The 25,452-nt window shown below is 51.5% G+C and carries 28 protein-coding genes; 10 read left to right on the top strand and 18 right to left on the bottom strand.

Going from position 1 to position 25,452, the window contains the following annotated elements:
- Nucleotides 1–12: 12 nt before the first annotated feature.
- Complete coding sequence (locus ACLIN2_RS07150; protein ID WP_122959781.1) at nt 13–237, bottom strand: tryptophan RNA-binding attenuation protein; 225 nt, start codon at nt 235–237, stop codon at nt 13–15.
- Between the two features lie 277 nt (nt 238–514).
- On the opposite strand from ACLIN2_RS07150, the gene ACLIN2_RS07145 reads away from it, so the two are divergent.
- From ACLIN2_RS07145 to ACLIN2_RS07110, 8 genes are all read left to right on the top strand, one after another.
- Nucleotides 515–1,228, top strand: a complete 714-nt coding sequence (locus ACLIN2_RS07145) for a M15 family metallopeptidase (RefSeq protein WP_092266254.1) — start codon at nt 515–517, stop codon at nt 1,226–1,228.
- Nucleotides 1,229–1,292: 64 nt separating this feature from the next.
- The gene (locus tag ACLIN2_RS07140; RefSeq protein WP_411503629.1) at nt 1,293–2,912 is read left to right on the top strand and encodes an ABC transporter substrate-binding protein; all 1,620 of its coding nucleotides are present in this window, start codon (nt 1,293–1,295) and stop codon (nt 2,910–2,912) included.
- Nucleotides 2,913–2,937: 25 nt separating this feature from the next.
- A complete protein-coding gene (locus ACLIN2_RS07135; RefSeq protein WP_092266255.1) occupies nt 2,938–3,942 on the top strand; it encodes an ABC transporter permease in 1,005 nt (334 codons plus the stop codon).
- Nucleotides 3,943–3,956: 14 nt separating this feature from the next.
- Nucleotides 3,957–4,844, top strand: coding sequence for an ABC transporter permease subunit (locus tag ACLIN2_RS07130; protein WP_411503628.1), 888 nt, complete (start codon nt 3,957–3,959; stop codon nt 4,842–4,844).
- A 19-nt stretch (nt 4,845–4,863) separates the two neighbouring features.
- Entirely contained in the window at nt 4,864–5,835 is a 972-nt protein-coding gene (locus ACLIN2_RS07125; protein ID WP_174769288.1) for an ABC transporter ATP-binding protein, read from the top strand.
- Nucleotides 5,832–6,668 carry an ATP-binding cassette domain-containing protein gene (locus tag ACLIN2_RS07120; RefSeq protein ID WP_092266256.1) on the top strand — a complete coding sequence of 279 codons (837 nt, stop codon included), beginning with the start codon at nt 5,832–5,834 and terminating at the stop codon, nt 6,666–6,668. Before ACLIN2_RS07125 ends, ACLIN2_RS07120 begins: the two co-directional genes overlap by 4 nt.
- Complete coding sequence (locus tag ACLIN2_RS07115; protein WP_092266528.1) at nt 6,620–7,150, top strand: cupin domain-containing protein; 531 nt, start codon at nt 6,620–6,622, stop codon at nt 7,148–7,150. Before ACLIN2_RS07120 ends, ACLIN2_RS07115 begins: the two co-directional genes overlap by 49 nt.
- A 155-nt stretch (nt 7,151–7,305) precedes the next feature.
- Entirely contained in the window at nt 7,306–7,836 is a 531-nt protein-coding gene (locus ACLIN2_RS07110; RefSeq protein ID WP_411503627.1) for a peroxiredoxin, read from the top strand.
- 65 nt (nt 7,837–7,901) lie between these two features.
- Here ACLIN2_RS07110 and ACLIN2_RS07105 read toward each other — a convergent pair whose 3' ends face one another.
- The 3 genes from ACLIN2_RS07105 to ACLIN2_RS07095 all read right to left on the bottom strand — a co-directional run bounded on the left by ACLIN2_RS07105 (nt 7,902) and on the right by ACLIN2_RS07095 (nt 9,628).
- The gene (locus tag ACLIN2_RS07105) at nt 7,902–8,216 is read right to left on the bottom strand and encodes a hypothetical protein (protein WP_411503626.1); all 315 of its coding nucleotides are present in this window, start codon (nt 8,214–8,216) and stop codon (nt 7,902–7,904) included.
- Nucleotides 8,217–8,236: 20 nt separating this feature from the next.
- Nucleotides 8,237–9,019, bottom strand: coding sequence for an SDR family NAD(P)-dependent oxidoreductase (locus ACLIN2_RS07100; protein ID WP_411503625.1), 783 nt, complete (start codon nt 9,017–9,019; stop codon nt 8,237–8,239).
- A gap of 156 nt (nt 9,020–9,175) precedes the next feature.
- Nucleotides 9,176–9,628: a cytochrome P450 gene (locus ACLIN2_RS07095; protein ID WP_411503624.1), complete on the bottom strand. Its 453-nt coding sequence runs from the start codon at nt 9,626–9,628 to the stop codon at nt 9,176–9,178.
- Nucleotides 9,629–9,816: 188 nt separating this feature from the next.
- On the opposite strand from ACLIN2_RS07095, the gene ACLIN2_RS07090 reads away from it, so the two are divergent.
- Nucleotides 9,817–10,533, top strand: coding sequence for a TetR/AcrR family transcriptional regulator (locus tag ACLIN2_RS07090; RefSeq protein ID WP_246070931.1), 717 nt, complete (start codon nt 9,817–9,819; stop codon nt 10,531–10,533).
- Between the two features lie 69 nt (nt 10,534–10,602).
- Here ACLIN2_RS07090 and ACLIN2_RS07085 read toward each other — a convergent pair whose 3' ends face one another.
- The 8 genes from ACLIN2_RS07085 to hppD all read right to left on the bottom strand — a co-directional run bounded on the left by ACLIN2_RS07085 (nt 10,603) and on the right by hppD (nt 18,209).
- Nucleotides 10,603–11,121: a DUF2179 domain-containing protein gene (locus tag ACLIN2_RS07085; RefSeq protein WP_411503623.1), complete on the bottom strand. Its 519-nt coding sequence runs from the start codon at nt 11,119–11,121 to the stop codon at nt 10,603–10,605.
- A 122-nt stretch (nt 11,122–11,243) separates the two neighbouring features.
- A complete protein-coding gene (locus tag ACLIN2_RS07080) occupies nt 11,244–11,447 on the bottom strand; it encodes a hypothetical protein (protein WP_174769287.1) in 204 nt (67 codons plus the stop codon).
- A 95-nt stretch (nt 11,448–11,542) separates the two neighbouring features.
- Complete coding sequence (locus tag ACLIN2_RS07075) at nt 11,543–11,836, bottom strand: DUF3817 domain-containing protein (RefSeq protein ID WP_411503622.1); 294 nt, start codon at nt 11,834–11,836, stop codon at nt 11,543–11,545.
- A 132-nt stretch (nt 11,837–11,968) separates the two neighbouring features.
- Nucleotides 11,969–13,504: an MDR family MFS transporter gene (locus ACLIN2_RS07070; RefSeq protein ID WP_411503621.1), complete on the bottom strand. Its 1,536-nt coding sequence runs from the start codon at nt 13,502–13,504 to the stop codon at nt 11,969–11,971.
- Nucleotides 13,505–13,643: 139 nt separating this feature from the next.
- A complete protein-coding gene (locus tag ACLIN2_RS07065) occupies nt 13,644–14,798 on the bottom strand; it encodes a homogentisate 1,2-dioxygenase (protein WP_411503620.1) in 1,155 nt (384 codons plus the stop codon).
- Between the two features lie 40 nt (nt 14,799–14,838).
- Nucleotides 14,839–16,107, bottom strand: coding sequence for a fumarylacetoacetase (gene fahA, locus ACLIN2_RS07060; protein ID WP_411503619.1), 1,269 nt, complete (start codon nt 16,105–16,107; stop codon nt 14,839–14,841).
- Nucleotides 16,108–16,109: 2 nt separating this feature from the next.
- Nucleotides 16,110–17,063, bottom strand: a complete 954-nt coding sequence (locus ACLIN2_RS07055; RefSeq protein ID WP_411503618.1) for a hypothetical protein — start codon at nt 17,061–17,063, stop codon at nt 16,110–16,112.
- A gap of 24 nt (nt 17,064–17,087) precedes the next feature.
- Entirely contained in the window at nt 17,088–18,209 is a 1,122-nt protein-coding gene (gene hppD, locus ACLIN2_RS07050; protein ID WP_411503617.1) for a 4-hydroxyphenylpyruvate dioxygenase, read from the bottom strand.
- A 260-nt stretch (nt 18,210–18,469) separates the two neighbouring features.
- Here hppD and ACLIN2_RS07045 point away from each other — a divergent pair, with 260 nt between their 5' ends.
- The gene (locus tag ACLIN2_RS07045; RefSeq protein WP_400584128.1) at nt 18,470–18,703 is read left to right on the top strand and encodes a DUF1450 domain-containing protein; all 234 of its coding nucleotides are present in this window, start codon (nt 18,470–18,472) and stop codon (nt 18,701–18,703) included.
- Nucleotides 18,704–18,901: 198 nt separating this feature from the next.
- On the opposite strand, the gene ACLIN2_RS07040 is transcribed toward ACLIN2_RS07045, so the two are convergent.
- From ACLIN2_RS07040 to ACLIN2_RS07015, 6 genes are all read right to left on the bottom strand, one after another.
- Entirely contained in the window at nt 18,902–19,471 is a 570-nt protein-coding gene (locus ACLIN2_RS07040) for an FAD-dependent oxidoreductase (RefSeq protein ID WP_092266267.1), read from the bottom strand.
- A 248-nt stretch (nt 19,472–19,719) separates the two neighbouring features.
- Nucleotides 19,720–21,339 (bottom strand): amidohydrolase, encoded by a 1,620-nt coding sequence (locus ACLIN2_RS07035; RefSeq protein ID WP_411503616.1) that lies wholly within the window; start codon nt 21,337–21,339, stop codon nt 19,720–19,722.
- Nucleotides 21,336–22,763 (bottom strand): amidohydrolase family protein, encoded by a 1,428-nt coding sequence (locus ACLIN2_RS07030; protein ID WP_092266269.1) that lies wholly within the window; start codon nt 22,761–22,763, stop codon nt 21,336–21,338. Before ACLIN2_RS07030 ends, ACLIN2_RS07035 begins: the two co-directional genes overlap by 4 nt.
- A gap of 33 nt (nt 22,764–22,796) precedes the next feature.
- Nucleotides 22,797–23,525 carry an amino acid ABC transporter ATP-binding protein gene (locus tag ACLIN2_RS07025; protein WP_092266270.1) on the bottom strand — a complete coding sequence of 243 codons (729 nt, stop codon included), beginning with the start codon at nt 23,523–23,525 and terminating at the stop codon, nt 22,797–22,799.
- A gap of 37 nt (nt 23,526–23,562) precedes the next feature.
- Nucleotides 23,563–24,216 (bottom strand): amino acid ABC transporter permease, encoded by a 654-nt coding sequence (locus ACLIN2_RS07020; RefSeq protein ID WP_092266271.1) that lies wholly within the window; start codon nt 24,214–24,216, stop codon nt 23,563–23,565.
- Nucleotides 24,217–24,267: 51 nt separating this feature from the next.
- A complete protein-coding gene (locus tag ACLIN2_RS07015) occupies nt 24,268–25,089 on the bottom strand; it encodes a transporter substrate-binding domain-containing protein (RefSeq protein ID WP_092266272.1) in 822 nt (273 codons plus the stop codon).
- Nucleotides 25,090–25,452 lie beyond the last annotated feature (363 nt).

Raw genomic sequence — 25,452 nt, 5'->3', positions numbered from 1 at the left:
AATCATAAGGATTTACGAATGTTTTTTTATAAAGTGAAGCAGAGTTTGACCAAGTGCAGTTAAGATAACTCCTCTCCCGTCACACTTTGGACAAGCTGCCTTTTCCTCGTTCGAAATTACATATTTTTTCCCATTGCAATGCGGGCATGGCAGCTCTAGATCATCGGTTGATATCGTGACTGACACTTTTCTCACCTTCCTTTTTTGGTGTACGCGTTCTACTGGATCTGCGAGCATCCAACACTTCCATACTTAGGTTACCATACCAAAAGATTAGAGGGTCCTTCAACTCATTTGGCGGCGGTTCAGACGATACTTTTTCGTCTTGAACCGCCCCTTTTGCAGCTGGAGGTCTCCGCAAACTCGCTGGCGATACCCCTTCTTCCCCCTTTCCATCAGATAATTGCAGAAAATTAAATATAATTGCAGTTTACTAAAAACGAATTTTCCGTTACCATATTTCCTAAAGTCATCCAATCCTACCAAACATCAACCTACCAAGGAGGTGAACGATATGAACAACTATCCTCTGATCCCAGCAAAACACGATGATCGAACGGCTTATACGCCTCCAGTAGTGGAATGCGGCGAAGCGATGATCCCTCTCTCTACCATCTCACCCCGAATCACGGTCTACCCAGCCTACTATCATCTCGGCTATCCAGGCGCTCAGACAGAAGCTTACCTGCGCAAAGGAGTCGCTGACAGGCTGATCCTTGCCGCTGACAGTCTTCCCACTGGCTTGCAGCTGGTTGTGCTCGACGGCTGGCGCTCACATGAAGTACAAGCGTCCCTGTACGAAGGCTTTCGCCAGGATCTGATTGCACAGGGCTGGACGGACGAAGAGGAGATCACAAAAGAGCTGAGCAAATTCGTGGCCAAGCCTACCACCGATATTTTGATTCCCTCTCCCCATCTCACGGGAGGAGCCGTCGATCTGACAATAGCAGGACCAGAAGGCTGGCTTGACATGGGGACAGACTTTGACGATTTTACCGAGAAGGCGCTGACTCGCCACTTCGAAGAGCTTTCTGCGCCTAGCGAAAAGGACATCGAGATTCGCAACAATCGACGTCTCCTCTATCACATCATGATCGATGCCGGCTTCACCAACTATTCCAACGAGTGGTGGCATTACGAGTACGGCACCCGCTCCTGGGCACGTCAAACGAATGGGCAGCCATTCTACGGCGGGATTTTGGAAATGAACGAAAAAATTGTTGAATAACGTCAATATTTGAAATATATTAAAAATTAATTAAATATACTATAGTAATTGGGGGTCGAATTCATTGAAGCGTCGATGGTCATCTCTCTTCACTTCTTCCCTGCTCGTCCTCTCCCTGATGGTTTCTGCGTGTTCAAGCACGCCAGCGAGCCAATCCCAAGGAGAAGCCAAGCCAGCGGAAAGCAAGCCTACCGAGGCCGCGAAGCCAGCGTCTACTACGCCTGCTGACACGCTCTTCGTCGGGATCACATCCGATCAAGGCACACTGGACCCAGCTGTCACATTCGACAACAGCGCTTGGAAAATCACCTATCCTACCTACCAGCGCCTGGTCGAATACGACGGTGGCACGACTGAAGTGAAGCCGGGTCTGGCAAAAGAATGGAAAGTGAGCGAAGACGGTCTTACCTGGACATTCACGCTCGCAGAAGGCAACAAGTTCTCCGACGGTACGCCTGTCACAGCTGAAGCAGTCAAATTCACCTTTGATCGCACACTGAAAATCAAAAAAGGTCCTGCAGATGTCTACAGCGTCATTAAAGAAATAAAAGTAGACTCTCCGACCAGCGTCACCTTCGTACTCTCGAAAAATTTCCCGCCGTTCCTCTCCACCTTGGCAGCCAACTATGGCGGCATCGTCAATCCAAAGGTCATGGAAAAGGAACAAAACGGCGATCTCGGCCAAAACTTCCTCGCAAACAACACCATGGGCAGCGGTCCCTATCAGCTTTCCGAATGGAGAAAAGGCGAATACCTCAAGCTAACACTCAATCCCAACTCCTCTGTGAAGCCTGCACTCCAAAACATCTTCTTTAAAATCATCCCAGATGCTACAGCGCAACGCTTGCAGCTCGAACAAGGCGAGATCGATATCGCCGAAGGTATTCCAAACGAACAGCTCAAAGCTCTCAAAGACCTGCCAAACCTGGAAGTCCTGCAGCAGCCTAGCCTGTTTGTCGATTACATCTACGTAAACTCCACAAAAGGTAACCCGGCTCTGCAAAATCCAAAAGTACGCCAAGCGCTCAGCTACGCAATCGATTACGATGCGCTGACAGAATCTGTACAGGAAGGCTACGCGACGCAAATGCGCGGCCCAATTCCAAAAGGTCTGTGGGGCTATGACGAATCCGCCCCTCAATACAAGCGTGACGTCGAAAAGGCAAAAGCACTTCTGGCAGAAGCAGGCGCTACTAACCTGACGATCGACCTCTTGTACTCGGACAACAAAGCCTGGTGGGAAACAGAAGCACTCGCCCTGCAAGCCTTCTTCTCCGACATTGGCGTAAAGCTGAATCTGAAGAAAATTGCGTATGCGACTTCCCGTGAAATGATCGACAAAGGCGAGTTTGACCTCGCGATGGGTGTATGGAGCCCTGACTTCGGTGATCCGTACATGTTCATGAACTACTGGTTTGACTCCGTGAACTTTGGTCTCGCTGGAAACCGCGCTTTCTATAAAAATGACAAAGTGGACGAGCTGGTTCGCAAAGCCGCTTCTATCAATGACAAAGCCGAGCGCGAAAAGCTGTACAAGGAAGCTCAACTGATCACAATCGACGAAGCTCCTTACCTCTATCTGTACCAGAAGGATTTCTTGCTCCCTGTCAGCAAGTCCGTAAAAGGCTTTGTTTACAACCCGATGCTAGAGGGGATTTACAACCTCGCCGAAATGTCAAAATAAAGCCGTTTGAAGGAGTGTCTTCCTCATGAGACAAATCATCACCAAACGCCTGTCCATGCTCGTGCTGGTTCTTTTGGGTGTGACGCTGATCACGTTCTTTCTCTCCCATGTCATCCCCGGAGATCCTGCTCGAATGATGGTAGGGCAACGCGCCAGTGAGGAAACACTGCAGGAAGTCCGCCGTCAATTGGGCCTAGACCAGCCGGTCTGGGTCCAATATTTTACGTATATGAAAGGACTTCTCGCAGGTGACTTTGGCAGCTCGATCCGTACACAGCAGCCCGTTGTCGACGATCTGATCAAATTTTTCCCTGCCACGCTGGAGCTAGCCTTGACCGCATTTATCATCGCGATTGTCATCGGGATTCCCATCGGCATCCTGTCCGCCGTCAAAAAGGATACAAGCTGGGATCACGCCGGGCGCTTTTTTTCCATCGCCGGTATCTCGACTCCCGTCTTCTGGAGCGGACTGATCGGGATTTTGGTTTTTTACAAGTTTTTTGACCTGCTGCCGTCTAGCGGCCGCATCGATTTGACTGTAACACCGCCACCTACCATCACAGGATTGTACCTGTTCGACAGCCTCATCACGGGCAATTGGACAGCTTTTGGCAATAGTCTTTGGCATCTCGCTCTGCCTGCTTGCACACTCGCTTTTGCCCAGCTCGCGATCGTTACCCGCCAGGTACGCGCCAGCATGCTGGAAGTTCTCGGCCAAGAATACATTCGCACGGCTCTTGCCAACGGCATTCACGGGCCTGTCCTGCTTTTCCGCTACGCCCTGCGCAATGCGCTGATTCCCACCATAACCGTCGTTGGACTATCCTTCGGTTCCCTTTTAGGCGGAGCCGTCGTCACGGAAACGATCTTCAGCTGGCCCGGTATGGGAAAATACGTCGTCGAATCCATCGCGTTCCTCGACTTTCCGGCGATCATGGGCTTTACGTTTGTCATTTCGTTCGGGTACGTGATCATCAACCTGCTCGTCGACCTCACCTATTACGCACTCGATCCACAAATTAAGGAATAGAAAGGGGATTTCCGATGTCTGGCATGACTGCGAATACAGAAAGCATCTCGAAAGTGGCAACCACGAAACCGGTCAACCCCTTTTGGTATAAAATCCGCAGAAATCCGCTGACGCTGTTTGGCTTGTTTCTGCTGCTTCTCATCCTGCTCGCATCGATCTTCGCACCCTTGATCAGCTCGTATGATCCGACCAAAATCAACATCACCCAGCGCTTCGCTCCACCGAGCGGGGATCACTGGTTTGGCACCGATGAAGTCGGCAGGGACATTTTCACCCGCATCCTGTACGGAGCGCGCCTTTCCCTCGGCGTTGGTGTCGCCGTCGTATTCGGCGCAGGTCTGATCGGTACCGTGATCGGAGCGATTTCCGGCTATTTCGGAGGAAAGCTGGATCAGATCATCATGCGTCTCATGGATATCGTGCTGGCGTTTCCTTCTCTCGTCCTGGCTATGGCCGTTGCTGCCACGCTGGGTCCCAACCTGCAAAACGCCATGCTCGCGATTGCCATCATCAAAATTCCTGTTTACGTCCGTCTGGCGCGTGCCGAAACGCTCGCCTTGCGGGAAAAGCTGTTTGTCAAAGCAGCTGTCACATTTGGCATCAAGCCTTGGCGCATTATTGCCCGTCATATCATTCCGAACTCACTCTCCCCTGTCGTCATCCAGGTCACCCTGGACATCGGCGACGCCATCCTGCTGGTCGCAACTTTAGGCTTCCTCGGATTGGGCGCACAGCCGCCAACTCCAGAGTGGGGCGCGATGATCAGTATCGGCTGGAAGTACTTGTTGGACTACTGGTGGTATCCCACATTTCCAGGGCTTGCGCTGTTCTTGGCTTCCTGCGGCTTTAATCTGATCGGCGACGGAATCCGAGACATTCTCGATCCAAAAGCCAACCGGTGAATGAAGGGAGAAATGGCACATGCTGCTGGAAATCAAAGAACTGACTGTTGAGTTTACCTCCATGCAAGACAAGATCAAAGCGTTAAAAAATGTCTCGATCTCCATCAACCAAGGAGAGATCGTCGGCATCGTCGGTGAGTCTGGATCGGGCAAGTCCGTTACCGCTCTGACCATTTTAGGCCTGCTGGAGAAGAATGCGTCCATCCCGGCAGGTTCAATTACCTACAAAGGAAGAAATATCCTCACTCTCGATAAAAAAGAATTGCAGGCTTTGCGCGGAAAAGAGATCGGTATGGTCTTTCAGGAGCCGATGACAGCCTTGCATCCTACAATGCGCATTGGGGATCAGCTCGCAGAGGTCATTCATCGCCACCGCAGAATCTCCTACCGCGAGGCCTACCAGCAGGCGGTCATCAGCCTGGCAGAGGTACAGATCAACGACCCAGAGCTCGTCGCCCGCAAATATCCGTTTGAACTGAGCGGTGGGATGAGACAGCGCGTCGTCATCGCGCTCGCTATGTCAGCTCCGCCCGATCTGCTGATTGCAGACGAACCGACTACCGCTCTGGACGTGACCATTCAGCACGAAATCCTCAAGCTCATGCAGGATCTCGCCGCCAAGCGCGGGACCTCTATCATGCTGATTACGCACGATCTGGGTGTCGTCGCCGAGGTATGCCAACGCGTCGTGGTCATGTACGCGGGTGAGGTCGTCGAGACAGGAACGACAGAGGAAGTGCTGCATAGACCGAATCATCCTTACACGAAGGCGCTGATTGGTGCCCTCCCCGATCTCGCAGTGCCGGGACAGGCGCTTTCCGCCATTCCAGGTGAATCCCCCGATCTGCGCAATCGCCCGCGTGGGTGCGTCTTTGCTTCGCGCTGTGCAGATTCGCTTCCGATTTGCGTAGAGGAATCTCCTGTGCTGGAGCAAGCGTACAACGGAGTTCATACCCATCAAGTCGCGTGCTGGAGGAGGGAAGCAGAATGAATCCATTGCTGCAAGTAGCAGGTATCGGCAAAGAGTACCGAAAAGGCAGTCAAAGCTTTCACGCTGTCTCCGGAGTCGATTTTTCCATCGCTCGAGGCGAAACTTTCGGTCTGATTGGCGAATCCGGCTCGGGAAAAAGTACGATCGGTAAAATGATTACAGGTCTGGAGCATCCGACAAGCGGCTCACTCCTGTATGACGGCACTCCACTTTGGACGGACAACAAATTCAATCGACTGAAGCCGGGCGAAATGCAGATCGTCTTTCAGGATCCGCAATCCTCGCTCGACCCTCGCATGCGGGTGCAATCAATCATTATGGAGCCGCTACAGGCCCTGCCGGCTGCGGAGCGAAAAGCCAAGGGAACGACTGAAAAGCTGCATGCCCTCATCACACGTGTCGGGCTGAAAGTCGAGCATCTGAATCGCTTTCCGCATGAATTCAGCGGTGGGCAGCGCCAACGGATTGCAATCGCCCGTGCCTTGATCACAGATCCGGCTTTTGTCGTACTCGACGAACCTACTTCTGCGCTGGACGTGTCCGTGCAGGCTCATGTGCTGAATCTCCTGCAGGAGCTGAAGCGTGAGCGCAATCTTACCTATTTGTTCATTTCCCATAACATGTCTGTCATCCGCTATATGTGCGATCGCATGGCCGTCATGCAAAAGGGTCGCATCGTGGAAACGGGAACGGTCGCCGACATTTTCAACAACCCCAAGGACGCATACACCCAAACCTTGCTGTCCTCCCTACCTAGTCTCCATGCAAAGAAGGTTGATAATGAATGTTCAACGGAGCAGAGCTTAGAGAAATCCGCAAGCAAAAGCAGCTGACCCTGCAAAATCTCGCCGATAAGACTGGACTGAGCATGAGCTTGTTGTCACAGATCGAACGCGGACTGGTAGACCCCACCGTGGGCACCTTCTGGAAAATCTGTTCCGCATTGGAAGTGCCGATCAACCATTTCTTCCGAGTAAAGGACGATCATGAACCCGTCATCCGCAAAGGGCTGCACAAGATTATCCAGCTGAAAAATACGATGACGAAATACCATGTGCTCACCCCTCTGCAGGAAGGCAAAATCGAGTTTCTGCTGATTGAGATCGAGCCAGGAGAAACACTGGAGCAGGAGCAAATCTCCCACTCCGGGGAAGAGTGCGGCTACATTTTGCAAGGCGAGCTGAAAGTACTGTTGGCCGATCGGGAATACCACCTGTACGAGGGCGACAGCATCGGCTTTAATAGTACCTCGCCCCATCGCTTTATCAATCCAGGCAAGTCAGTCTCCCTAGCAGTCTGGGCGAGAGCGACGTAGCCATAGTGAAAAGAGGAGTTTTCCCCTGCTTCATCGGTGGAAGACTCCTCTTATTTTTAATTATTATAATTTGATATTGAATATAATCTAATATCGTGTTACTTTATTACCAGGATTTACATACCTACGATCTACAGAAACGAGGAGAGACTTACATGACAGCACGCATCGGACTTCCTGCACCTGATTTCACCATGGACACCGTTACGTTTGAAAATGGCTTCCCCATCCCCAAGAGCCTGGTCGATTACCGCGGCAAATGGCTCATGCTGTTCTTTTATCCTTTTGACTTTTCCAAAGTGTGCCCGACAGAGCTTCTCAGCCTGAATCGCAGAATCAGAGAATTTTCGGATCTGAATGTCGAGGTACTGGGCATCAGTGGCGATAGCATTCACACCCATAAAGCTTGGATGCGCGCAAGTGACGGGATCGGCCCGCTGTCTTTCCCTCTCGCATCTGACTATAGCAAAGAAACGACCCTGAACTACGGCGTGCTCGATGAAGCGACGAAGGCTCCGCTGCGCGCAACGTTCATCATTGACCCCGAAGGTATCGTGCAGTATTCTGTCATCTCCAATTCAAAGGTGGGCCGCAGTGTAGACGAGACGCTTCGGGTCATCTCCGCGCTGCAGTCTGGTGGACTGTGCCCGATGGACTGGAATCCTGGGCAAAAAACGATTTCCTAGTCGCTCTGCACAAATAACCGCACGGCCCCGGAGGATCGTGCGGTTTTCTTATGCAAAAAGCAGCTTTAATCGTACCGTTCGTCTTCCATTCTCTCCTGTCCCTCTACGATCAGCTCCAGCTCCGTTTCAAAATTCAACTGAAGCTCGACAGGCAGAAGCTCCATGCTGGTTGCCATTTCTGGCAGGAGCAGCGCGTCCTCCAGGCTCGTTGGCTTTTGTTCCAGCCCTCTGTACCACTGACGTACCGCCTCGATCCACTTGTAAAAGGAAGCCTCGAACTGCTCGGCATCATCTGCAGCGTCATCTTCGTGGCTCTTCTTCATCTTTTCCCAGTTGTCGAGTACCGTCCGCAAAGCTTTTTCCAATGTTGCATGCATCATGACCGTTCCTCACTGGCAGCTTACAGAACAGCTGCTTTTCCTCCATCAATGTTCACCGAAGTACCGGTGACGTAAGAAGCAGCACCTGATACCAGGAACGTGATTACCTTTGCCGCCTCTTCCGTTTGGCCAATTCGTCCGAGTGGAATCGCATGGCGAGGGTCTTTTGCAAACTCATCCCACGTAAGCTCTGGCGCTGATGCTTGCCAGAAGCGCTCGATCTGGTCGCTGCGAATCAAACCGATGCACACCGCATTGACTCGGATGTTGTCTGGTGCGAGATCCTTGCTCATCGCTTTGGTCAAAGCCAGACCAGCAGCCCGACTCACAGAGGTTGGCATCGAGGAAGCGGACGGTGTTTTGCCGCCGACCGCCGTCACATTCAAGATCGCTCCGCCTCCATTTTGACGCATGTACGGAACAGCTGCCCGCGAAAAATGAACCGCTCCGAACAGCTTCAGATCCAGGTCGGCTTCCCACATGTCCTGGGACACTTCTTCAAATGGACGCGCAGCAGACGTGCCTGCATTGTTGACCAAAATATCCACGCTGCCAAAGCGCTCTACCGTCTTCTCCACAGCCATGCGAACATCTTGCTCCTCGGACACATCTGCGGCAATGACCAACGGCTCCTGTCCCGTCTGTGCAGCAATCTGCTCCGCTGCCTTTTGCAAAGCCTCCAAACCACGGGCAACAAGCGCTACATTCGCTCCTTCTGCTGCCAATGCCATGGCGGTTGCAAATCCGATGCCTTTACTGCCTCCCGTAACAATCGCTGTTTTACCTTGCAAACCCAGATTCATCGCCTGATACCTCCTGCTCCATACCGATAGGTTGATAGGGACGTCTACATTCTTTGCATCTTTTTCCCATTCATTATACCGTCCCCCTGTCCTTTCAAACAGACGCTTCTTCCTTGGAAGTGCAGCCTCGGTTTCGGCTCTCGGCAGGAGTTAGTATCAGCGATCGATATACATGGGCAGGCTGGTCAGTGTAGAGCCATGGGAAACGAGATGATCCCAAGGGCGGTACCCCTCTACGAGACGAATATTGGCGAACTCCTTCATAAAAGATGTCATCGCGTAGTGCATTTCCAATCTCGCCAAAGGAGCGCCCAAACAGAAGTGCTGCCCGTTGCCAAAGGAAAGATGCTCCTTGCTGTTCTGCCGGTGAATATCAAAAGTCTCTCCGCCTACAAACTGGCGCTCGTCGCGATTTGCAGAAGACATCCAGGCGATCACGATCTCGCCACGCTTCATGGGTACGCCGAGAACGTCGGTATCCTCCTTCACGGCACGGTCCAGGCTCGCGATAAAATGATAGCGCAGCACTTCTTCACAAGCCTGCGGAATTAACTCCGGCTGTTTGCGCAGCTGCTCATCGAAGAAGATCGGGTTATGCTCCCTCCTCACCGTTCAGAAAAATGTAGCTCCACTGCCACACTTTGGCGTACCTATTTTGTCCTGCCGTCCTATCCGTTACCCGTGTAAATCCGGATGACCAGCAAGAACCCGTTTTCTTGTCGGGCCGTCCATAGTAAACTAACGATAAATAAAATGCACGGCTCTTGGCTTGGCAAGTAGGATAAGGTGATATAACGGTGAGTAAAAACAAAACGATTCAACGAACACGCATGTGGAAATATTTTGTGGAGGCTACGGCGGATATCATTCTGGAGGAAGGCGTACCCAACGTCACGATCCGTAAAATTGCCGATCGGGCAGGCTATAACAGTGCGACGATCTACAACTACTTCAGCGAGCTTTCCCATCTCGTGTTTTTTGCCGCCATGAAGTTTCTCAAGCCCTACACGGAAGCAGTTGTTCAGACCTATCAGGACCCACAGCTTTCGGCACAGGAGCGCTACCTGCGCGTATGGGAAATCTTTTGCCAGCATTCCTTTCAAAATCCGCAAATCTTTCATGCGATCTTCATCGCTGACCTGGGGAGCCAGCCCGAGGAGCTGCTCTCGCACTATTACAGCGTCTATCCTGCTGATCTGATTGCGATCCCGGAAGAGCTGCAGCCGATGCTGGGCACGTACAACATCAACAGGCGCGGCCTCATCAGCCTGGAGCTTCTCGTCAAGGAGGGCTTTTTGCTCCAGCAAAAAATCGAGGCTGTCAACGAGCTGACCCTCTTGATCTGGCAAGGCATGTTTACCGCTTTCCTGAACAATCGCAGCAGCTACGCGCCAGAGGAAGCCGCACGGCATGCGGTCCGCTACATTCGGGAAATCGTGCTGAATGCCAACCAGCTGAATCTCGAGGACGAAACGAGGGCAGGGAACACGTCCCCTCTGGCCCCCTCTCTATGAACGAAACAGAAAAGCCAGCGAAAGCCCTCATATAGGGGCAACCGCTGGCTTTTTTTCATGTTTTTCCGCTCAAGGGCGCAGGCGCTTCACCCAAAATCCGCCTCGTAACTGCTTCGGTTCCAGGGAGATAACAAACGCTTTCGGAGCAATTTCATAAATGTGATTCCACAACTTCTTTTCATTCGTGCGCTTGGTCAGGACCTGCATCATCAGGCGCTGGCCATCGCGTCCTTCGGCTACCCAAGATGTCACGCCAAATCCACATTGGCGCAGCTTATCCGGCAGCTCCAGATCGACTGAATCGACAACCACTTGCAAGGTGACATAGCCGAGAGCCAAAAATTCCTCAATCTTGCTCCCAACAAACACACCCAATCCCCAACCAATGCAATACGCCGCCAGATTGACGGGATTGTCCAGGTTGTCTAGAACCAGACCCAGCCCTTTCAAGTAAACGAAAACCTCGACCATGGCGATGATTGATGCCAAAAAACGATACCCTTTGATCACCATCAGTAACCGTAGCGTAAAGAATGACACGTACAAAATGTTAATGCCAATGATGATCAAAACAAACTCCCAACCCATTGCGCTCCTACCCCCACCCAAACCGGGCAATCCTGTATTTTCGTAATCGTGATTATAATATAATCCATACGAAATACAAAATCCAGATGGAAAATTTGCACACAAAAGCGATTGGGAAAACCTCACACAAAGCATCGCGCTATCGCATTTTTTCCTTTGTGGCTCTCGTTCAGCTCATCCGTTGCCAGCTTTTCATCCGTCTGCGTAAGAGTAATGATCTGCGGAAGAACGAGAAAATACCGGTTCTCCATCAAGGTTTCAAGAAAGTATTTGTTCTCCTGGTCCCACGAAAGAATACCTGAGATAATTCTGGTCTCCACATGCATCCTCCCTCTCTCATTTCAACTGCGGCTTGATTATATAGCAAAGACGGGTATGTTTACCCGCCTTCGTTGTCGTGTTCGATCCTGTTGTCTACGCTTTACGGCTGTTCCCGCTTGAGACGTGCGTCCAGTACAAAATTGCCAAATGGAAGCAGTGACGCGATAAACGCACCAGCCACTTTCAAAATGGACCATCTTTTTTGGAAGGTCACATGTGCAAGTGCAAGTAGATAGAGTACGAAGAACAAGCCATGCAGGGATCCTGCCACTTTTACGGCAACGGGCACATCCAGCCAATACTTCAGAGGCATTGCGATCCCGAGCAACACCAAATACGAGATTCCTTCCACAATACCGATTATACGAAAACGTCCGAGAGCCGTATTCATCATGAGCGGGTACCATCCTTGAGTGTAATTACCATCATTATAAACGAAACACTATCAAAAGAATGGTAATTGTCCAATGTTCATAATAATTTCAAAATCGGTCGCCCATCCCACTTCCTCCATCGAATCCAGCACTTATGACCCGCCTCGCCCCGGATTTGGTTCTTTGTGCCCTGTGGCATTCACCTGCACGCGCTCATTGCCCATCAGGATGATAAAGACGACGGCCAATCCCGCAGGAACCAGCGCCCACAGAAACGTATGGGCGATAGACGAGGCGAGGAAATCCGTGATCTGATCCAGGATGGGGGAAGGTATCGCTGCACGCGTTTCTGGTGTCAGGATCGCTCGTGGATCGCCTACGATTCCCTCTGGAAGACCGGATTGACCCGCAAACGCGTTTTTCATATCGCTCTCGAACAGGTTGCGCTGCACGATCCCAAAAATCGTAATTCCAAGCGTCATACCCAATGAACGGAAAAACGAGCCTGTCGAGCTGGCCGATCCTCGTTGCCGCATATCAAACCCGTGAATGACCGCCATTCCCAGTACCGAGAAAGAAAAGCCTACCCCAAAACCAGTCAGTATCATGTAAATAGTGACGAGCCATCTCGGCACTTCCGGGCTCAGCGTGCTTAACAGGAAAATACCAGGGACAAAAAAGACGGCGGATATCAGCATGATGCGGCGAAAGCTTATTTTCGTAGTGAGCATCCCGCCCAGCTGGCTGCCTACGACGGAGCCTACCATCATCGGTGTTAACAGCAGACCGGAATTGGTGGCCGATCCCCCGTACACCCCCTGAATATAAATAGGAAGATAGACCGTTGAGATAATAAAAGCAGCGCCGTACAAAAGGGCAACGGCATTACTGGCCGCAAACAAACGGCGCTTGAACATCGCAAACGACAGGATCGGCTCTGCCGCTTTCGTTTCGATCCATAAAAACAGGAGAAACAGAACCATGAAGCTCGTGAGCAAGCCCAGTATTTGCACCGATCCCCACGCGTATTGATTGCCGCCTAGCTCCAGGGAAAACATCAGGCTGACGACAGCTCCCACGAGGGTGATCGCGCCCCACCAGTCGATGCTTTGCTTTCGATGCTCCAGCGATTCCTTGTAATACACCGAAATGAAATAGAGGGAGAGGGCACCGATCGGCACGTTGATATAAAAGATCCAGTGCCAGCCGATGTACTCGGTGATATACGCGCCAAGCAACGGCCCGAACACACTGGACGTTCCAAATACGGCACCGAAAAGACCCGTCATTTTCCCCCGTTTTTCTGGCGGAAACACATCAAAAATAATGGTGAAAGCGATCGGCATCAGCGCGCCGCCGCCAATTCCCTGGATCGCGCGGTAGATACTCAGCTCGACAATGCTGTTCGCTGTTCCACACAAAATCGACCCTAGCAGGAATACGATCAACCCGAACACATAAAACCGTTTTCGACCATACATATCGGACAGCTTCCCGAAAATCGGCATCCCTGCCATCGTTGCCACCATGTACGCCGAGGTCACCCAGACGAACTTGTCTAGTCCGCCTAGCTCCCCTACAATCGTTCCCATCGCCGTTGCTACGATTGTATTATCCATCGATGCCATCAACAGGCCCAGCAAAAGACCTGCGAGGACAAAATTTACTTTGCTCTCCTTGGTGATCAACCAATCATCTCCTTCATTACGGCACTTCCAGTTGCTCTTCCAAATGTATCCGCTTTTCATTGCCTTTATAATTGTTCTACACGAAAAAAAATGCTCCTGCGCAAGGAGCATGGAAACCATCTCGTTCATTTATCTGGTACTAGGGCAGCCAGCTGTACATGTAGTTCGGATCCTCGTAGGAATAGGCCTGCTTGACGACTCGAAGCGGACGGAAGGTATCGATCATGACAGCTAGTTCCTTTGTTTCCTTTTTGCCGATGCTGCCTTCCATTTTCCCTGGATGCGGACCATGAGGCAGCCCGCTTGGATGCAAAGTGATCGAGCCCTCGGAAATTCCTTTGCGGCTCATGAATTCGCCAGCAACGTAGTACAGGACCTCATCGCTTTCTACGTTGCTGTGCACGTAGGGAGCCGGGACTGCCAGAGGATGATAGTCGTACAGACGAGGAACAAAGGAGCAAACCACGTAGTTGTGCCCCTCAAAGGTTTGGTGCACCGTCGGCGGCTGGTGGACACGACCTGTAATCGGCTCAAAGTCGTGAATGCTGAAAGCATAGGGATACAAATAGCCGTCCCACCCGACCGCGTCCAAGGGATGAAAATCATACAGGTACGAAGTCAGCATCCCCTGCGCGCGTACGCGAACCTCGAATTCTCCCCGTTCATCCTTTGCCTCCAGTCGTTCGGGCACTCGAAAATCCCGCTCGCAAAACGGCGAATGCTCCAGCAGCTGTCCATGTGCATTGCGGTACCGTTTCGGCGGGACGATTTCCGAATTCGATTCGACCACCAGAAAGCGGGCCTCGCTCGTTTCCAGAACAACACGATAGGTCGTGCCAATCGGAATGATCAGGTAATCGCCCGGATAGAAGGAAAGCTCGCCAAAGATGCTCTCGATTTTCCCTTCTCCCTCGTGGACAAAGATCAGCTCGTCGCCTTCCCCGTTCCGGTAAAAATAAGGCATGCTCTGTGTCGGACGTGCCACTCCGATCGTCAAATCCTCATTTCCCAGAAACATGACTCTCGCTTCCAGGAAGTCCCCGCCTGCTTCCACGCTTGCCGTCCCAAAATGGCGGTGCTTGAGGGCGTCCTTTTCTTCCCATTCATAGTGAATGTCTTTGATTTTCTTTACGGCTTTCACCTGTGTAGGCGGGTTGATATGGTAGATCAACGATTGAATTCCGGAAAATCCCTTGGTCCCCATCAGCTGCTCATAGTAGAGTCCGCCGTCCTCTTTTCGAAACTGCGTATGACGCTTCGGGGGTACGTTTCCCAGCTTTACATAGTGCGGCATACATGCTCCTCCGTTTCCTATCCTTTATCACGTCTGTCTGTCAGCTCGATTTTCCTGCTGGAAGAACGCGCCCCGTCACTTCACCAAATCCGATCCGATAGCCTTCCCCTTGACACCATCCGGTTATCGTCAGACGATCTCCATCCTCAAGCCAGACTCGCTGTTCGCCGTTTTCCAGCTCAAGCGGCTCCGTTCCGCGCCAGGACAGCTCGAGCAAGCTGCCTCGCATCTCTTTTTCCGGTCCGCTGATCGTTCCCGAAGCCAACAAATCACCAGGTCTCAGGTTGCAGCCGCCTACGGTATGATGAGCGATCTGTTGCGCCATACTCCAGTAGAGATAGCGGAAGTTGCTGGCGGCAATCCGCTGTGGCTTCCCCATACTCGCTCCCTGCAAGGACACCTCGAGGCGAATGTCAAACGAACCTGCTCCAGTGGACCGCAAATAGGGCAACGGCTGCGGCTCCTGTTCGGGTCCTGCCACGCGGAAAGGCTCCAAAGCCTCAAATGGGATGACCCAGGGCGAGATCGACGTCGCGAAGTTTTTCGCAATAAACGGCCCGAGCGGCTGGTATTCCCACGTCTGAATATCGCGGGCGCTCCAGTCATTCACCAGGACAAGCCCGAAAATATGATCCTCCGCCTCTTCTACCGGTATTGGCTCTCCCAACGAATTGCCCGGACCGATCAGCCAGCCCATCTCCAGCTCGAAATCTAGCTGCTTGCAGGGACCGTAGACGGGTGCTTCTGCTGCCGGTGGCTTCATCTGGCCCTGTGGCCTGCGCACGTCCGTCCCGCTGAGAACAACAGAGCTTGCCCGGCCATGATAGCCGACAGGAAGATGCGTCCAGTTTGGCATGAGGGCATTGTCATTTCCACGGAACATGATCCCGACATTCGTCGCATGCTCCTTGGATGCATAAAAGTCAGTGTAATCGCCGATCTGTGCTGGCATGAGCAGCTCGACGTCCGCCATCCGGTGAAAAGCCTTGTCCCGAAGCACGGCATCGTCGCGCAGGGTCGCTTCATCTGCGCTGAGCATCTGCTGGATTTTCGCCCTCACTTCCTTCCATACCTTGCGCCCAAGAGCCATGTATGCGTTCAAGGAAGGCTGGTTAAATACGTTTTTGCCAGCCACACCAGTCGTCTGGAAGTGCCCGAATTTGTCTAGAACAGAAAGATCCAGGACGAATTCTCCGATGGCGACACCGATACGTGCAGTTCGGTCAGAGTGAGGACGAAATACGCCGTACGGCAAATTCTGGATGGGGAAGGGAGATTCTGCTCCAACCTCGATAAAGGAACGCATCATGGTCATTTCTCCTCCTGAGAGTAAAAGTGCAATTCTCGCAAATCGTCCCGTGGCTCGTCAAAGCTGCAGCTGCCATACGAGCACAAGGCCACTTCACGAAATCGTCTAATGCCTGCGGCAGAGATGGAAAGCCCTCGCCAAGTCAGCTCATCCGACTGAAAAGAGAAGTGCTCGGCTCGCTCATCCCCGAGTATTTCCTGAACGGTCTGTGCATCCAGCTGATGGGCGCAGGCAAGCAAGCCTGCTGTAAAAACGTTGAGAAAGCCATGCATCCGGGTCTGAACTTCCTCGCGGTACATACGAATGGGATGGTGCAGCCCTGCTGTAAATTTGAGGGCAATCCCGCGATCCCGACAACCGATGAGAACGGCTGCGACCTGCTCCACAGTTGGGAACGCGTCTGCCGTCACTCCTCCGGTACGCAGCTTCAGGCCCAGCTTCATGTCCCCTTGTGCATTGATCGCGGCGATGGCATCGAGAGCTTCCATCAAACGAGCTTCCCGCTCTGGATGAAAGGGTTCCGCGAGCTCGCAGAAAACGCGCAAGTCTCGCTTTTTCGCCTCCTCCGCGATGAATGCTAGCAGTCTGCCGCCTTCCCAAGCAGGAGGAAGGGGCTGCTCCCAGACCCCAACCTTTCCCGACTCAGCGAATTCAGCGTGAAAGGACGCCACCTGGTTCAGGTCTTCCTGCAAGTACTCCCTGCAGCTTTCCTCATCTGCACTTTTCCGTCCCAGTGCAGCGATCTTCAAAGGCTGCTCTTTGGAAAACAGCGTCTTGTAAGGAGCCAAATCCATCAAGGCCGTAGCCGGAATGACGAAGTGCCCCAGAATCCAGGCGTCAGGATCTGCCTGATAGGAAGCGTAATGACGTACCGATGTCTCCAGCGGCAGACTAGCTGGAGGAAACAATCCAGCGTAGTCAATCAGATGGGTCAGAAAAGCTTGTATGCTCCCCACTTCCAACTTCCCCTCCCGATATACTTACATATTTCCACGCCGTTCTTGTTCGCGCTCGATTGACTCGAACAAAGCTTTGAAGTTGCCATCGCCGAATCCTACTGCCCCTTTGCGCTGAATGATTTCGATGAATAGAGTTGGCCGGTCCACGATCGGCTTCGTGAAAATTTGCAGCAGGTAGCCTTCATCGTCACGGTCTACCAGGATATTCAGCTCCTGCAGCTTTTGCAGATCCTCATCAATATCCCCTACGCGGCTGGCCAGCTCTTCGTAATAGGTTGCAGGTGTCGTCAGGAATTCGATGCCATTTGCTTTCAGAGCAGCTACCGTTTTAATAATGTCATTGGTCAGCAAGGCCAGATGCTGCACACCTGCTCCATTGAAATATTCCAGATATTCCTCGATCTGCGACTTGCGTTTTCCTTCGGCAGGCTCGTTGATCGGAAACTTGATTCGACCCGTACCATTCATCATCACTTTGGACATCAAAGCGGAGTACTCGGTAGAAATATTCTCATCGTCAAAATGCTTGAGCACCCGGAAGCCAAACACGTTTTCATAATAGGAGACCCACTTCTCCATCTCCTCCACGTTCCCTACGATATGGTCGATCCCGATCAGACCCGTAGACTCGGCTGCAATCGCTCCCTCGTACGGCTCAAAGCCCGGCATAAAGGCACCCGTGTAATCCGTCGTTTCCACCAAGGTATGGATGGTGTCCCCATATGTACCGACTATCGCCTTTTTGACAGTTCCGTTTGCGTCCTTCTCTTCCCACGGCTCGCGAATCGCAATCGCCCCGCGCTCGACTGCTCCCCAGTAGGCCGCCTCCACATCGGAAACCTTTAGAGCTATGTCGCTTGCTCCCTCTCCGTGAAGCTTGACGAAATCAGCAATCTCGGTATTCGCAGAAAGCGTTCCTGTCACGACAAAGCGGATCGCTCCCTGCTCGAGAACATAAGAGACTCGGTCCCGGCAATTCGTTTCCAGCCCTCGATAAAAAGTCATTTGAAAACCAAAGGCTTTGCACAAGTAATAAGCAGTCTGTTTGGCATTTCCTACGAACAGCTCAACATGATGAATGCTTTGCACAGGGAAAATCTCTTCTCTTTGCTCGACTTTTCCAGTTACTTGTTGAACGGACATGAACATTTCCTCCTAGTGGTTTCCGAGTTTTCTTTTGAGGTGCGACTGAAATGATGAATGATTTTTACAATTCAAAATAGTAGAAGGAAATGATTGTCCGTGCAAGAACACGCGCCAACGCAGACGTGCTTTACCGGACTTGCCATGCGCTACATTAAAGCGGTTGGGATTTGATGCATGCTCTTGCTGAGATTTCCATACGGCTTATAAAATTCATTCCAGAAGATCCAATACCGTTTTATGCAAAAGGGGCGAGGAATATGGAGCATATCATCAAATTTTGTCCGTGCAATTTTGAGGGACAGCTGTGCGAGGTAAAGGACAGGCTGAGGCAGCTGCCAAATATCACCGTGACGGATGAGCGTTGCCTCAATTACTGTGGTCAGTGTCTGGAGAAGCCTTTTGCCCTGCTCCATAAAAAGAATGTTGTTGGCAATACGGCTGAGGAGCTCTATCGTCTTCTCGTGGAAAGGTTGGCAGCTGTGGAATTGTAGGAAGGCGCCAGTTTTAAGTGGTCGGTGTAGCTGTTGGGGAGGAGAGGAAAAAGGAGAAAACGCTCCGTTAGTAGGGCCACTTGCTTGGGGGCGTTCCTGTCCGGCTCCATTCCAAAACCTTACCCGCATAAAAAAACACCTTTCCTGTTTCCGCCAGAAGGCAGAGCTCCAAAAAAGGTGTCGTTTGGGTTTGTCCGTTTAGTTTGTTTTCAAAACATCGTGGTCCACATAACGCTCGCCGTTCAGCTCGCTGATGACATTGATCGCTACTTTTGCTCCATCACCGGAAGTGATGATAGTATGTACGCTCACGCCAGCAACCGTACCTGCAGCCCAGATGCCTGCCACGTTTGTTTTTCCTTGTGCATCTACATCCACAACGGTCTTGATGCGAGGTTCTGTACCCGCTTTGGTAGCCACTCCCGCTTTTTCAGCCAGGTCTACTAGAGCACCAGTAGCCAGGATGACATGCTTCGCTTCAAAGGAGCCTTTTTCAGCCGTTTCTACAGTCAGGCCTTGCTCCCCTTTTACAATATTCGTTACTTGATCGGTAACCAATTCAGCTCCGAATTTGGCTGCTTGCTTTTTCCCCGTTTCAATCAGGTCAGGGCCGGAAATTTCCATGATTCCGTAATGATTTTCCATCCAAGCACGTTTTGTCATGCTTTTATCACTGTCGACCAACAATGTTTTTTTCCCTGCTTTCGCAGCAAACAAAGCTGCACTACCACCTGCGGGACCCGCTCCAATAATCACGATATCGAACAAGACAAGCAACCCCTTTCCAAAATGTGTTTCACAACATAATTATATACTATGTCTAAAAAAAGAAAACCCCTGAAGTGCAGGCTCTAGCAGATTTGCCTTTCGAATCAGCCAACGTACTCACTTATTTTGGCAGGAACGAATGACTTCATTCACCAGATCCAGCTACTGAAAAAGGCCAGCCGTACGAGGTTCTCGTATCGGCTGGCTCTTTGATAGGGCCCGCTGCCTGAACAGCTCGCCATCGCTTTCTAGATTTCTACCAGGTTTTTGTTACCTCCGTTTTCATAGCATACCTCTCCACCGATGATGGTTCTTTCGATTTGCGTGTTCAAAATCTCGTCGGCTTCGACCTTCATCAGATCCTGCGAATAGACGGTCATGTCGGCAAACTTCCCTCGACTCAGGGTACCTTTGACCGTTTCCTCGTTGGTAGCGAGTGCGCCGCCATAGGTAAAAATGCGGAGAGCTTCTTCGATCGTCAGGTTTTGCCCCGGGTTGTAGCCCGCATGCGTATCTTTCGGTGCACGGCGTGTAACCGCAGCGTGAATCCCGAGCAGTGGCTCCAACGGCTCTACTGGTGCATCTGAGCCCCCGGCACACATGATTCCTGCCTCCAGCATGGTCTTCCAAATATACGCTTGATCCGCTCTGCCTTGTCCAATACGATCAGCAACCCAAGGGAAATCGCCTACCACAAATCTCGGCTGGATATCGGCAATCATCGTAGGACGCTTCAGTCGAGCAAGCTGATCAGGACGCAGGAGAGACGTGTGAATCATGCGATCCCGCAGCGCAACCGCAGGAAAGCGGTCCAAGGTATCCAGTACGTTGTCCAGCGCGAGGTCACCAATGGTATGCACCGCGATGGGCATATTCGCTGCCCGAGCCTCGCGGAAGATCTCATAAAGCCTGTCGTTGTCGTGAATCTCACTGCCTACGTTGCCCGCATCATCTGTGTAGGGAGCGGATAGCAATGCCGTTCGGCCACCAAAGCTGCCGTCCGCAAAGACTTTGACTGCACCGATTTGCAGCGTTTCATTACCGTACCCTGCGTACATCCCCAGTTCCCGCACTCGCTGAATATGCGGATAGTAGATGAGCAGATTGCAGCGAAGTCTTTCCTGCTCCTGATTCAGCAGTTCATCGTACAGCTGCCAAGTCTGGTCGATGCCGCCAAAGGTGCGCAAATCCTCTGTATGTACGCCAGTCAAACCAGTACGAATCGCGTAACGAATGGCTTCTCGCAGGGAGTCCTTGTACTGCTGATAGGTAGGCTCCGGGATGTGTCGCTCGATAATCTCCGCAGCGGTTTCCAGCAGCATGCCTGTCGGCCGCTTCGTCTGAGGATCCAAGACGACCGTTCCTCCAGACGGAATTTCCATTTCAGGAGAATACCCAGCAATCTCAAGCGCTTTGCTGTTCACCATATCGACGTGACCGCACACCCTCGTGAGGATAACCGGCCAGTGAGGGGCTACCCGATCCAGCTCCTCGATAGTAGGCATACCGCCCTCGGTAAAGCGGTTCTCGTCCCAGCCTCTTCCCTGAATCCACCCATTCACTGGTGTTTCGTCTGCCTTCTCTTTGATTGCCTGGAGCAGTTGATCCTTTGTCGTGATCGATCCGAGATCCATCGTCATCATCTTCGTCGCAATGGAAGACAGGTGCAGATGGCTGTCAATCAGACCTGGCGTAACCATGCTTCCGCCAAGATCCTTCACCGCCGCATCGGCACGCCCCCACTGCAAAAGCATGTCACTGTGGCTTCCCAAATCGATGATTCTTCCATTTCGCACAACCACTGCCTCGACTGTCGGCTGATTCTGGTCAAACGTGTAAAAGCGGCCATTCGTATAGATCGTTGTCATAGATATCCGTCCTCCATCATTTGATAAACATCGCTGTGCGCCTCCACAATATCGTCTCGGGAGCGCATGCTGATCTGCACAGCTGCTTCCTGTGCTTGTCGAATCGCTTCCTTTTCGTCTATCGTCAGCAGCTTGCGGTCCTCCATGATGATTTGCCCATCGATGAGGACCGTCTCCACCTCGCTGCCTTTCGCCGAATATACGAGATTGGGTACGATATTGCGGATTGGATTGGTATAAACGGGGCTAAGACTCGGATCCTGTAAATTGATAAGGAGAAGATCGGCTTTTTTCCCTTTTTTCAAGCTGCCGATTTCATGCGCCAGACCGATCGCTTTGGCGGATTCGATCGTTGCCAGTCTCAAGGAAAGCCATGCCGGAAACACCCGGGGATCGGATCGTTTCACTTTATTTAAAATAGCAGCGAACTTCATTTCATTGAACATATTGTTGCAGTTGTTTCCGGGCGCCTGATCCGAGCCAAGTGCTGCTTGACCTCCTGCCTCCAGAAAGTCCATGATAGGTGGGACCAGTCCATCAATGATCCCGATACTGCCTGCGCAGTAGATCATCGATGCACCGCGTCTGGCTACCAGCTGCGTCTCTTCCACAGTGGCCTCCGTCAGATGCACCGCCATCAGGCGAGAATCCAGATAGCCAAGCTCATCGAGATACGGGATGGAACGTTTGCCGTACCGCTTGACCATCTGATTGATTTCGCGGTCACCCTGCGCCACGTGCATATGGATGCGCGTATCATACTTTTCTGCCAATGCTTTGACTTCCAGCAGCAGCTCCGTACTCATCATGTCTGGTCCCTGCGGCCCAAACAGCACCGTGATCCGCCCATTTTCCTGCCCATGCCATTCCTCGAACAGCCGAATATTGTCCTGCAGTCTCTGTCCCCCTAGCCCTCTGTCAAAGGGATACAGCTCCCCGACCGGATTTTTCCCGATGTCATTCGGCAGCTCGTTGACCGTTTCCGCTACTCTGGCTCGTGCCCCTACTTTGGCGTAATGCTGTACGATCCGGTTCATACCGTAATCATAGTCACAGAACGTCGTCGTCCCGGACTTGATTCCTTCGATGATCGTCACCAGAGAGCCGGCGAGTGACTCTTCCTGGGTCGTATTTTTCTTGAACGGCCACAAGCCTTTCTGCATCCAATGCGACATATCCTGAGCCATTCCTCTGTAAATGGAAATGCCGCTGTGAATGTGTGCGTCAATTAATCCGGGCATGACGAGCTTTCCCTTTGCTTCTATCACTCGATCTGCCTGATAGCCTGCAAGAATTTCCTCTGTTGTTCCTACATCGAGAATCGTGTCGCCTTTTACAGCGACCGCCCCGTTCTCGATCATCCCGACACCCTTGCCCTCCATCGTCATGACATACGCATGAGAAATGATCAAATCCGCTTTCACATCCACGCCTCCTTTTTCTCGAACGCAGAAAGTCTAATGATTGAGTACTTTGGAAAGGAAATCCTTTGCACGCTCGGTCTTAGGATGGGTAAAAAACTGTTCAGGTGGTGCCACTTCCACGATCGCTCCATCCGCCATGAATACGATCTGATTGCAAATTTCCCGGGCAAACCCCATCTCGTGCGTCACGACCACCATCGTCATTCCGGTAGAGGCCAAGCTCCTCATCGCATCCAGCACCTCTTTGATCATCTCGGGATCGAGAGCAGACGTCGGTTCGTCAAACAGCATCACTTTTGGATCCATCGCCAATGCCCGCGCGATCGCCACGCGCTGCTGCTGCCCACCTGAAAGCTGGCTCGGATACGAACCGAACTTCTCGCCCAAGCCGAGCGAGGTTAGCAGCTTTTTCGCCTTTTCCTCCGCCTGATCCTTGGGAACCTTCTTGACCTGGACCGGAGCGATGGAGACGTTTTCAACAGCAGTCAAATGCGGGTACAAATTGAATGACTGGAAGACAAAGCCGATGTCCGAACGCAGCTGGTTGATATTCGTCTTTTTTTCATGGACAGAAATTCCGTCCACGATGATCTCGCCCGTCTGAATCGACTCCAATGCATTTATGCTGCGAATGAGTGTGCTCTTTCCCGCTCCACTCGGTCCGATCAGTGCAAAGACATGCGATTCCGGCACCTCTAAATCGATGTTTTTCAATACCTGCACACTGCCGAAGCTTTTATTTACCTGTTTAATCTGAATCACTGGCGGGCCTCCTTCTTACGTTGATCGTACGGTTTCCCTATTCGGACACCCGGTATCTCCGCTCAAATGCACGAATGACTTGAGACAGAAAAAAGGTAATGCAGAAGTACATGATGGCAACGAAGCTCCATACTTCCAAAGATCGAAAAGACGTGGAAACGAGATTCTTGGCTACCAGCGTCAGGTCCACTACGGAAATGACAGAGACGAGCGAGGAGTCCTTGATCAGCGTAATGAACTGAGAGGCCATTGGCGGCAAAACTTTGCGCATTGCCTGCGGAAGCACGATAAAGCGCATCGCCTGCACGTAGGACATGCCCGAAGAACGTGCCGCCTCCATCTGACCGCGCGGTACCGCTTGGATACCCGCACGGACGATTTCTGCAATAAACGCTGCCGAGAAAAGACCTAATCCCATAACTCCTGACAGGAATGGTCCCAGCTTCAGCCATTTGCCTAGCACAAAGTAAATCCAGAACAACAAGACAAGCAAGGGAACCCCGCGTACGAATTCCACATAGCTGACAGCCAAAAACGATAAAATACGATTGCGCGAAATACGGAGCAATCCCAAAAGAATCCCAATCGGAATACTGACAACCAATGCGCATGCGGATAATTGCAGCGTCAGCCACAATCCGTCCATTAATAAACCAATATTTTGAGGAATCACGTCCCAAGCGCTACCCATGTTGAGCAAGCCTCCTTCTGTACGGCCTTATTTGGTAGTAGGAGCGGGTAGCTACTGCTGCTGCACCTGATTGATCCAATCGTTGGATTTGAACCATTTTGTCGTCGATGCCTGATCATCCAATCCGTTGCGGTACGATGCCAGGAAGGAGTTTACCCACTGGATTGTCGCTTGATCGTTCAGAGGCAGAGCGATTCCCAGGTTTTCGGAAGACAGGATCTCATATACGCCGCGGACCGAATCGCTGTTCATCATTTCAAAGACGCGAACACCGGGCTCGTCAAAAATCAGGGCATCTGCCTGGCCCTGCTTCACTGCCAAAGCTGCGTTTGTAAAGCCGTCAAAATCCATGACCTGTGCATTCTTAAATAACTGCTTGGCGAGTAAAGAGCCAGTCGACCCTTGTCCGACGGCAATCTTTTTGCCTGCCTGATCGAGCTCCTGCCAGCTTTTTGTCGTCGTATCCTTCTTTGGCACCATCACGACCTGCCCCGACGAGTAGTACGGATCGGAGAAGCTGACGGCTAGAGCACGGTCTCCGCGAATCGTCATGCCGGAAATGACCATGTCGATGTCACCTGTCTGCAAAGCAGGAATCAAGCCGCCGAAATCAGTAAAATCTTTAAATTCCACTTCAACCTTTAACGCGTTTGCAATCGCAGTCCCCAAATCCATGTCATACCCAACGAATTTGCCGTCTTTATCTTTCATTTCGAACGGAAAGTAACCACTGGAAGTACCAATAACAAGCTTTTTCTTGTCCAGCACCTTTTGAATCGTGGATGGCCCGCTCACTGTGCCTCCCGCTTCCTGCGAACATCCCGTTACGATCGCGAGCAATAATGCCAACCATAAAAACGCCCATTTCTTCATCTCTTTACCCCCTGGATTTGTTTTTTGTTCCTTTTGTTGTAAATCAATTACAAAATAATAGAGCTATTTATATAAGCCAACTGGTGCTGGGTTATATACTTCATCCGAAAATGTTGTGTTTAGACAAGGGTGAGATAGCGAATGAATGAGAAGACCGATTGGTGGACGCCGTGCGGTAAGTTGTGAGGTCTGGATGGATGTCTGTCGGAGGTTGCTATCGATATATTCATGATATTTTATCTATAGGCGACTAAGCAAGAATACCATTCTGAATATAAAGAATATTGATGAATTGCGCAATTTTCTATAACATTTCCATATCAAGAAATATCTACCGAGGAAGAATCGTTGACTAGCATCGGA

The organism is Brevibacillus centrosporus, assembly GCF_046622605.1.
Lineage (GTDB): Bacteria > Bacillota > Bacilli > Brevibacillales > Brevibacillaceae > Brevibacillus > Brevibacillus centrosporus.
The sequence above is the reverse complement of the archived record's forward strand: the minus strand, read 5'-3'. Positions and strand labels throughout refer to the sequence as shown.